The 10,890-nt window shown below is 35.8% G+C and carries 5 protein-coding genes; 2 read left to right on the top strand and 3 right to left on the bottom strand.

Annotated features, from left to right (window positions below):
• Position 1: 1 nt before the first annotated feature.
• Together AO498_RS11595 and AO498_RS11590 are read left to right on the top strand one after the other, a co-directional pair.
• Positions 2 to 1,258 carry an McrC family protein gene (locus tag AO498_RS11595; RefSeq protein WP_067547686.1) on the top strand — a complete coding sequence of 419 codons (1,257 nt, stop codon included), beginning with the start codon at positions 2 to 4 and terminating at the stop codon, positions 1,256 to 1,258.
• 23 nt (positions 1,259 to 1,281) lie between these two features.
• Positions 1,282 to 4,503: a type I restriction endonuclease subunit R gene (locus AO498_RS11590; protein WP_067547684.1), complete on the top strand. Its 3,222-nt coding sequence runs from the start codon at positions 1,282 to 1,284 to the stop codon at positions 4,501 to 4,503.
• A gap of 865 nt (positions 4,504 to 5,368) precedes the next feature.
• On the opposite strand, the gene AO498_RS11580 is transcribed toward AO498_RS11590, so the two are convergent.
• From AO498_RS11580 to AO498_RS11570, 3 genes are all read right to left on the bottom strand, one after another.
• Positions 5,369 to 6,034 (bottom strand): hypothetical protein, encoded by a 666-nt coding sequence (locus AO498_RS11580; RefSeq protein WP_067547680.1) that lies wholly within the window; start codon positions 6,032 to 6,034, stop codon positions 5,369 to 5,371.
• A gap of 194 nt (positions 6,035 to 6,228) precedes the next feature.
• Positions 6,229 to 6,954 (bottom strand): hypothetical protein, encoded by a 726-nt coding sequence (locus AO498_RS11575; protein WP_067547673.1) that lies wholly within the window; start codon positions 6,952 to 6,954, stop codon positions 6,229 to 6,231.
• Positions 6,954 to 10,370, bottom strand: coding sequence for a DEAD/DEAH box helicase (locus tag AO498_RS11570; RefSeq protein WP_202814231.1), 3,417 nt, complete (start codon positions 10,368 to 10,370; stop codon positions 6,954 to 6,956). Before AO498_RS11570 ends, AO498_RS11575 begins: the two co-directional genes overlap by 1 nt.
• Between the last annotated feature and the right edge of the window lie 520 nt (positions 10,371 to 10,890).

Below are 10,890 nucleotides of genomic sequence, written 5' to 3'. Positions count from 1 at the left end.
TTTGGCAACTGGGAGAAAACATATCAAAGTATTTGAGCATCAGTCCATTTTTCTGAATCAGAAATTTGATGATGGAGTATTGTTCGATCAAGACAAGCTCGACAGCTTGATCAAATTCTTCGATAAGGGTAGCCCATATTTTTCATTGATTAGAAATGGGGTTCGATTCAATGAATATGTAGGAGCCATTCAGGTAGGAAATCTTCTAATTAGTGTTCTTCCCAAAGCTGATAAATACCAACAAGAATCCACGGATGAGAAGGATAAATGGAATTCCATTTTGGTAGATATGCTCAGAGTAGTGCATGGATTTGAAGTTAAAGCTCCTAGTAATTCTAATATGAAGGTAAAGAATAACACTGTTTTGGATCTATACTTTGAAATTTTTGTATCTGAGGTGGAGGCACTCCTGCACAGAGGACTAGCTAAGAAGTATAGACAAACAGAAGGGAATTTAAATGCACTTAAGGGAAGCATTCAGTTTAGTAAACAGATAAGTAAAAACTCCATCCATAAGGAGCGATTTTACACACGACATACCACCTATGATGTAGAGCACCTACTCCATATCATTCTGTATCGGACCCTGCTGCTTCTAAAGCGAATCAATACCAATACAGCACTTATCGGACGGATTAATGCACTGACATTAAACTTCCCTGAAATGCCTGATCGAAAAGTAACGCAAGCCGATTTTGATAAAATAGTTCTTAACCGGAAGACGCAGGATTATCAAAAAGCTTTGGAAATCGCACGGCTTATTCTCCTCCACTACCACCCAGATTTGAGTAAAGGTCGAGAGGATGTTCTCGCCTTGATGTTCGACATGAATTTACTTTGGGAGAAATTTGTCTTGGCAAGCTTAAAGAGACACTATGGTCTTAATGCTAAAGGTCAAGACAGTAAGTCCTTCTGGCAACCTTTCCAAGGAAACAAGAGAAGCATCAGGCCTGATATTACAGTCGAAAAAGATGGGTTTAAATATGTAATAGACACCAAATGGAAGCTGGTTTCGACAGAGCCATCCATGGATGATTTAAGGCAGATGTATGCCTACCACCATTACTTCAAGGCTGAAAAAGTGGCGCTTTTATATCCTGGAAACAACCCCGGTATTAAGGGGAAATTTGTTCCCGTTGAAAACACCGAAGACAAGGAGCAAGTAATGGAATGCGGGCTTTTATTCAGCCAGGTTCAAACCCCTTTGAAGGTTTGGCAAGAGACTATTTTCAAAATGATCAATACTTGGGCAAATTAATTGGGTAAACAAATTTTTTAAATATGAGCTACGAATACTCAGAGGACGGATTAATCGAAGAAGCAACCCAACAAGTTCTTGAAGAGCTGGGCTGGAAGGTCGTCACAGCTTGGAAGAAAGAAAACTTTGGTGATGATGGTTTGCTGGGAAGGGATAATAAGTCAGAAGTAATCCTTTCCAGGCACCTTAGAAAAGCCTTGACCAAACTAAATCCTGACCTCCCCCCTATGGCTTATGATCAGGCTATTGAACAAATTTCACAGAAAGTAGCAGACCAATCTCTGGGTAGGATCAACAAGGAAAAGTCCGAGCTTTTAAAAAATGGCGTTCCGGTAAGCTACACCAATGACAAGGGAGAATTGGTCAAGAAGAAGCTAAAGGTCTTTGATTTCAATGATTACGGATCAAATGATTTCTTGGCTGTAAGACAATTTGAGGTATTAGGTGAACTTTACCTGAGAAGGCCTGACGTTGTCTGCTTCGTCAACGGAATTCCATTGGTATTCATGGAATTGAAGGCTCACCATACCGATCTTCAAAATGCATTCAATGACAACCTAAGGGATTATAAGGATACTATAGCCCATATTTTCAATTGCAATGGCTTCATCATTCTGAGTAATGGAACAGACGCTAAGGTGGGGACCATCACTAGCCCCTACAAGTACTTCCTTGATTGGAAAAGAATTGAAGAAGATGAAGAAGGGGTAGTCAGTCTTGATACCGTATTACGGGGAACCTGCGCCCCTCATCGCCTCCTGGATATAGTTGAAAACTTTTTACTCTTCGATGAATCAAGAGGAGATGTAATGAAATTAATGGCTAAAAACCACCAATACATCGGTGTAAATAAGGTCATTGAAAATGTCAGAAACATAGAAAGCTTACGGGGTAAACTTGGGGTGTTTTGGCATACTCAGGGAAGTGGAAAATCCTATTCCATGGTCTTTCTCTGTGAAAAGATCCATAGAAAGCTGGGAGGCTCTTACACGTTTCTGATTGCGGTCGACAGGCAGGAATTGGAAAATCAATTGTATGACACCTTCTCTGGGGTTGGTGTAGTGAACGATAAATCAATTGTAGCGGGTAATAAATCTGGAATTACAGGACGGGACCACTTAAGGGAATTGCTAGCCCAAAACCACAAGTACGTATTTAGTCTAATCCATAAGTTTTCTATCGACCCAGAAAAGGAAAGCGAATATCCTCTGATCACTGATAGAAAAAACATCATTGTAATTTCTGATGAAGCCCATAGGACTCAAGGAGGTACTTACGCACGAAACATGCGTTTTCACGGACTTCCAAATGCATCTTTCCTAGGCTTTACAGGAACACCCATCATCAAGGATGAAGAAGAGTTAACCAAAAATATTTTCGGTGAGTATGTCTCTGTGTATGATTTCAAGCGAGCTATAGATGATGAAGCCACACTCCCACTGAAATACATTAACCGAGGAGAAAAATTAAATATCGATAACCCGGAGCTGGATGAGCAAATGGCAGAAATCCTAGAGGATGAAAGTCTGGATGATGACCAAAAAAGAAAGCTCGCCTACATGTTCCAAAAGAACTATCCAATTCTTACAGCAGAGCCAAGATTAGATGCTATTGCAAGGGATTTGGTTTGGCACTTCAATGAAAGGGGATATCAAGGGAAAGCAATGTTCGTTGCTTTAGACAAGCCCACTGCGGTAAGAATGCATCAGTTAGTGCTGAAATATTGGCCCGAATATCTGGCAGAACTGGACAAACAGATCAATGAATCAAACGATCCACAGGAAGCGCAGGAACTAAAAAGGAAATATGAAAAAGTCCAATCGACCGAAGTTTGTGTTGTTGTCAGCAGCGAACAGAATGAGGTTGATAAATTCCGAAAGATGGGTCTTGATATTGAAACCCACAGACGGAAAATGGTTGAGCGTAACCTAGAGAAGGAATTCAAAGATCCAGAAAACCCATTTCGCCTAGCCATTGTATGTGCCATGTGGATTACTGGCTTTGATGCTCAATGCGTTTCCACTGTCTATTTGGATAAACCTATCAAAGGCCATACACTCATGCAAACCATAGCCAGGGCAAACAGGGTCTATGATGATATGAAGGAAAATGGCCTGATCGTGGATTATGGCAATGTCTATTCGCAGCTGGAGAAGGCCTATTCTGTATATGGAGAAGGAGGCAAAGGAACCGGAACAGCAGGTGGCAAAGATGGCAAAGGTTCAGGAAAGCCTGTGGAGGAATTAGCAAGCTTAGAAGTAGAACTGAAAGAGGCTATCAAGAAAGTGGAGCAGTACCTACTATCATTGAACTTTCAGCTTTCCGATCTGGTCAATGCCCAACCCATGCAAAAGCTTGGTAAGATCAAAGAGGCAGGAGATTGTGTGAACTTGAATGAGACCACCAGGACCACGTTTGAAATGATGGCTAGGAATGTATTCAGGAAGTTTAAAGCCTTGTACCCTGAAGAGCAAATAAAGCCTTTTGTAAAGAAATTTAATGCGATAGAAGCGATTTACGGGCTATTGAACCAAAAGACAAAGACTGCCGATGTGATTGAAATCGTCATGCAGCTTCAGAAATTGGTTAGTGAAAGTATTCTTCTCAAGGATCAAGTTGCAGATTCCGAAGAAGAGGTATATGTGGATCTGAGCAAGCTGGATTTCGACAAGTTAAAAGCTGCATTCGAAAAAGCACCACGGAAGAACACTATCACCTATGATCTCCAGCAGGCGATTGAAAAAAAGCTAGAGCAAATGCTGAAAGAAAACCCTTTGCGGCTTGAGTTTTATGAGCGCTACAAGGAGATCATTGATGAGTACAACAATGGTAAGTCGCTGGAAAACACAGTAAGGGCTTTCAATAAGCTCACAGACTTTTTGGCTTCGCTCTCGGAAGAGGAGCAAAGAGCAGTGCGTGAAAACCTGGAAGATCAGGAAACCCTTGCAATTTTTGACCTGCTTCGGGAAGGCAAAGAACTTGGGCCAAAAGAAAAGAATGAGGTTAAGAAAATCGCCCAGCAAACACTTGACAAGCTAAAAGCCGAAAAGCTGAAGATTGAAAGATGGCGTGAAAGTCGGCAGATCACCGCTCAGGTGAAAGGAATGATTTATGACAATCTGCTCTGGCTGCCACAGGAAGTTTATTCCGATGAGGAAGTCAGCCTAAAAACAGTCAGCGTCTATCAGCACATTTATACCAACTATTTTGGTGGAGGAAAGAGTGTGTATCAGAGGAGTGCGTGATAAATTTTAAAAATTAGCCCAATAATCCCCTACTCTCATGTTGGATTTATTGTTGGGGTTCTACATCACCAAAGACCCAAAAACCAACAAAGAAAAAACTGAATTTTTCAACCGGGTGGGGTCTGATTTTTGGATTTGGTTTTTGATTTAGCTTCGCCTTGGATATTCCTTGGTGATTTTTAATAATAGGCAGTAAAAGTAAATATTAAAAATATAGGTGTACCCTATTTGTATCTTATTTATATAATATCTTGAAAATCAGGCATAATTACTTTTTGTATCGGAAAGTGACGAGACTCAATTTGTCTTATTTTGTTTGAAATTGGCCTCTATGAGGCCTTTTTTTATGATCTTGTTTGAGTATAATTACGCAAAATTTGTTGCCAATTTGTTCTTTTTCCGTCTGAACGATATCTTTTTCCATTTTACAGAGTTGATTATATAGCACAATGGCGCTTGGTTTCCCTGATTCAATAGTTTCATTAACCGCATTCATTGCCCTGCCCTTAATTCAGGTTTGGATTACAATAGAGACGTTTGATAAATAGGATTTAATCCAATCTCTTTCGATAAAATTATTTCTAAAGGGATTCTTTGTGATATCTTATTTAATTAATAGCACACATTTGATCATGTTTTCATTTTTTAAACTTCTATATTTGATTTGTTGAAAATGTCATAGTAAATATTTAGACGGTATTCAATGAAAAAATCTTAGTCCCATCTCAAGCTTCTGTCGACAGAAATAGTAGATTAAAAATGTATCTGAACTAAGCTCTTTTTCTATTTTAAATTAATCCAATTTCCTTTAAATGGATATTTTAGACAGCAGCATTTTTAGAAAATATTTTAGATTGCGTAAAGATCAGGTTTGTGAATTGGGACATTCGGTAGGATCAAAGTATTGACAACCAGAGAAATTATTACCGCCACATAACTCACAATACCATTCCTCTTTCTGATTAATGTTCCTATTTCTTTTAATTGCATATTCTAAAAATTGGTTTGCTTCAAGCTCATAGTTTATAATATCGATTAATTCGAGATCATTTTCAAACGCAAGAATCAATTCTTTATTCTCATTAAAATTGGCTAAATAGAAATATGACACATCGATAGGTAGTTTGGAAAAAATATTAGATTTAAAATCACTTAATTTATAGGTTGTAAAATATATTAACCTATAGTTATCTATGCCTTTATCAATTGCTAGTTTTCTAATATCTTTGTCAAATTCCAACAAACTTGTAATAATAGAATTTGAAATATCTATATTTGTTCGATCAAATTTGCGATCAATTCCTAGAAATCCAATAATTATCAAACCAAGTTCATCTTCAAAAATAAGTATATTATCTTCATTATCAGTATATTTTACAGTCGATTCGTCAGATATAAAAGTATACTTTATTTTTTCCCAGAAAAACCTATGTAAAAAACTATCTGATTTAGTGTCTTTATTAGAGTAAATCATTAAATCATTAAATTTTTCTCTATCTTGTCTGCTGTTTGAAAATTTAAATTTACTCATTTTTTGAATTTTAAATATTAATAAATTATCTATAAATTTTTATAATGTAATTTAATTAAATCAATAAACATCTTCTTTACATCTTTCTAATTTATCCATTCTGATCAAAAGCTTTTTAAAAATACATTTAATTATCTAATAAGTATTTTTCGGAGTCAATTGGACAAGGTTTTATAATGATAATTAAAGATTTTTTAGTTACTAATAATCAAAGCTAGAAGGCCAATACTTATAATCGAACCAAATCCAATAACCAAATACATTACAGTTTCAATCTTATCTGCGTTATTAGAGATTTCAATCTTCAATTGATCGTTTTTAGTTATAAATTCTGATTTCAATTCTTTAATTCCACGTAAGTATTCAGCCTTTATTAAATCAACTGACTCCTCTTGTTTAAGTCGTAAAAGGTTTAGCTCTCTGGTTTTAGTTTTGGATTCATTTTCTATTTGTTCTACAACCATGGAATTTTGGGTTCTTAATGTTCCAGCAGTGTTCCTTGAGTATTCCAAAACTTCAGTTTCAATTTTTTTTCTAACATCCTTAATTTGATGCATATAATTCTCTATCCGAGAATTCCAATCTTTCTTTAACAGATCAAGGTCATTCGACCATGATTTTGAATTAATACTTGTTATTAATTCAAATTTTTTAGATTGATCTTCAATTCCCTGATGTAATTTTATTATTGCATCATTTAGAGCTTTTTCTCTTTCAGAAAAGGATTTCATCTTTTCATTATAATCAGACTTTATAGCTGAAATAAATTTTTCGGTTACATCGATAAATTTTTTAAGCTCATCAATAGTCATTTCTGCATTTAAACTATTGATTGACGTAATTTCATTGATGGATTTTAAGCGCTCAAGTTCTTTAATGAGTACTTCAAACTCTTCTTGTAAATCGGTTATCTTAGACATTAGGTGGATATTTTATCGAGAAATTGCTTTAGTCGATAGTTGGTTCTTTGAACTAATAGTTCGGAATAGAGCTCATCCATCAGTTTTCTTATTTCAGAATTAAAATCTAGAACCTTGTTATTAAAGATTTCTAAAAGAGATTTTACATTTTCCCATGAATCTACCACAACCATCCTTTTAAAACCTTTTCGATAAAGTTCAATTGCCTTTTTCACCAAAGGTTTATCATTGGCAGATTCCAATGTGTCCCCTTCCTTTAGTTCTAATGCAAAAAGGCTAAAAGCTGTAAGTAAGTCTATGCTTGCATTATTCACCATATTAATTCTAAGGTTGTCACAAGCTCCCCTTAAATGTTTGGCATTATCTATTTGCCCTCCTAAACCATCCGGAGGATGATCAATAAATTCAATGTATTTCCTGACGATTTCACAGTTTTCTTTAGTCCCTTTTTCTGTATCTCTAGGCAAATAGTCTTGCCTTGCATACTTAGAGGTAAAATATCGAATCATTCTGTCCCTAAACTCCCGTTCTCCCTCTTTTAAGTGAACCTCACAGAGTTCCTTCATGTAATCGATTGAGCGTTTTCTCTTTTCTGAAATTTCACTTTCGATGAAATCGATTAACACATATAGTACCTTTGTTAAAATTGATGGCTCCTTAACTTTATTTATCTTTTTCAACCAAATCTTGGTGGTTTCAATACCTAGGTACCGTCTTAAGTAATTATTGAAATTGGTTTTATAGGTATAATTAGTCTTTCCTTTAAATCGTACCTCAATCATTTGCAATGCGTAATCAATAACATAATCATCAATTACACCTAAAATATTCAACCGGTAAATTGCCCTTTGAGTGTCCATAGAATTTCTAATTCGGTAATAATTAACCTTCAGAAATTGTTCAACTTCAGGATTTGGATTAAAGCTTCTATCCTGATAAAAGGAATTCAGTTTTTGAAATTTATAATATTGATAATTAAGGTTTCCAATAAAATCATCCGCATCTGTACTAAAATTATACGCAGCTCTAATAATTCGTTCGTCAAAATCATCGTAACCAGAACCTTTAATTACTTCATTCATTTTGGAAACTACCCCGTTAGTGAATCCAATTTTGAGAGTGTAGCTATTACTTGTACCACTTTCAATTAAAGTTTTTATTCCATCAGCCGATTTTGTTTTGAACCATCGAAGATAGTTTTGGTCTGGACAATATTCATTTAGGATTTGGCGAGAATACTCGAGAATCTGATTGGCTTTTGAAAAATCAAAGTTTTGGGTCGCGTTGTCATAGCTCCTCAAATTTCTTTGTAGATCTAAAAGTCCAATTTTTATTCTCTTTTCCGGATCTCTATTCCAAGGGCCATTGATGTATATATATCGTTCTTTATCAAGTTTTACTGAGAATACCTCAGGATATCTGTCACAGATTCTCTGTTTTAAAATATTCACAAAAAAACCATCCTCATATTCTACCTCATGGAGTAATTCGTCAATTATAAAGCGCTCACGCTGAATCCCCTTGAAGGCATTTTTATAAAAATCATAGTTTGTTTCTATGTCTAAAGGGTGATAAAGAATTGAGCAAAGCGAAGGGTTGCCGTCTCTTCCTGACCTTCCAGCCTCTTGGTAAAAGCTTTCAACCGAATTTGGAAAAGAATAATGAATCGAATATCTGATATTTGGCTTGTCGATTCCCATCCCAAACGCCTTGGTGGCAATCATTAAATTTGCCCGATTTTTAATATAATCTTCTTGATTTTTATAAGAATCATCGGCAATTGACTCAATGCGATCATCTTTGATTACATCTTCACTCCCCCCACCAAAAAATGTCCTTAATTCAAGGAAACCTAAATCTGACAACCCTCCTCCATTATTTTCATAACCGTAGGCAAGATGTAAGACTCCATTTGGCAGTAAGTTAGATTTGGTAGGACAAAATATTACTCCTGCATTTTGGTATTTCCCCTCCTCTTTCCCGTAAAAATTCCTAGGTCTGCTCAGATATCCATATTTCAGCTCTAAAGAACTGATTTTTCCAGGAAGGTCATTTAATAACTTTTTTAATATCGGGTATTTGAAAGCTCCCAGTTTGTTCTCCCTTTTGTTGTAGGGAAGGTTTGGTTCAATATCTGCAGCAATAGGAATGATATTGAAATTTAGTTCTTTCCTATCTATTGCCTCTGCCGGTAGTGTTACTATCGCATCTTCTTTTAAGTCTAATTCTCGCTGAACATCTGCTAAAACATCAAATGAGGCAGTTGCCGTTAGTCCAAAGAGAGTTAATTTACCTTTTTTTGTAGCACAATGCCTTCTCAAATTTGTTGCTAAATTCAGATAAACATGTCTAAAGTCATGGCCCCATTCTGAAACGCAATGGGCCTCGTCAATTACTGCGTAACTAAAAAAAACATCTAAATCCTTGCACCCTGAAAGAGATTGTCTGAAATTCTCCATTTGAAAACGTTCGGGAGAGACAAAAAGTATCAAAAAACTCCCCTCCATCAGCTTTTCCATTCGAAGTTCTCGTTCTTCTTTGGAGTTAAATGAATTAATGAAGCTGGAATTACCAATCCCGTTATCAATCAGCTTATCATATTGATCCTTCATAAGTGAATTAATAGGATCTACTACAATGGTAACGCCAGGATGAAGTAGAGCACAGATCTGAAATGTAAGCGATTTTCCTCCTCCTGTTGGTAATAGGCCAATCACATCTTCTCCAAGTAAGGCTCTGTTTATAATTGCCTCTTGGCCTGGCCTAAATCTGGATTTTCTGAAAATGTTATTTAAAAAATAGGTCAAGGCTACCTTTTGCTCATGGCTGAAATAATGAAAAGTATGAACCTCTTTCCGCTCTCCATTTTCAATTTGCTGTTCGGTGATAATAACTTCACCCAGCTTTTTATAAAAAATCCGACGATCACTTAGGATTTTGAAGCTTAGATTCTGCGCCCCATCAAGTTCATATTGAGAAAGTATAATTCCTCTATTGGATCCATCAATAGATATTGTGATAAGATTACTTGATTTATCTTTTTCAAGGAGAAGGATTTTGGATTCATCCTCAGTTACAAGATGATTTAATGCTCTAAAAAGATCATTTAAATCATCCTGAAGCAGAATCTCTTCCTCTTCTGAGATACCGTGAATTTTAAACCATGTCGGAGATGGATTTGCCATAAGGCAGAGTAACATGGTTTTATGGAGGTGATTGTATAAAAATAATTTTTGGAGAATCTTAAAAATTGAATAAGCTAATTGTCCAAATTCAACTGCACTTTCGTCATTTATCGATCCAAAATCAAAAAATATTTCTTGAATTTTTTCAAAGTCCCCAACAAGATCTAGAGTTGCTTTTATTTCGGATTTAGAAAAATTAAACCCAGACTCGTGACCAAGGTGTCTTTTCAAAAGATAATCCCCCAATCTCAGTGATGCTCTGGTACTATCCCCCCGATTGACAATATTCCAAGCTACCTTAAGTAGAGGAATTACTTCTTCGTGATTGATGTAGGGCGGATAATTTTGGATAGTGAATTTTGAAAACTTATTATAAAAGTCATCCAAAATTTCGTTCCCTATCAAGGTTCGAAACTTTTCTTGAAACTCGTCAATATAGTAAGCTCCTGTTAGAAGAATCATTATGAAAAATTCTTTCGTTATTTAAAATTCAGTTTAAATTTTCACTTCAAATTCTTAATGATTCAGTTAAAATCCTTCTTTACCAGTCTATTTCCCAAGAATCATCTCCTGAAAATTGATCTATATTTATGGGCTATCGTACTTTTTTTGAATTACTGGTAGTTCACTTGCTACTCTAATGGTCTCCTTTGTGAATTCATTCTTGAAATGAATTTCATTCTGGTATTTTAACATTCTCCTTTTCCCGAATAGTGATCAGCAGCTCGTCTTTCTTGATTCTTAGCCTTTT

The organism is Algoriphagus sanaruensis, assembly GCF_001593605.1.
Classification (GTDB): Bacteria; Bacteroidota; Bacteroidia; order Cytophagales; family Cyclobacteriaceae; genus Algoriphagus; species Algoriphagus sanaruensis.
This window is presented reverse-complemented; position numbering and strand designations above follow the sequence as displayed.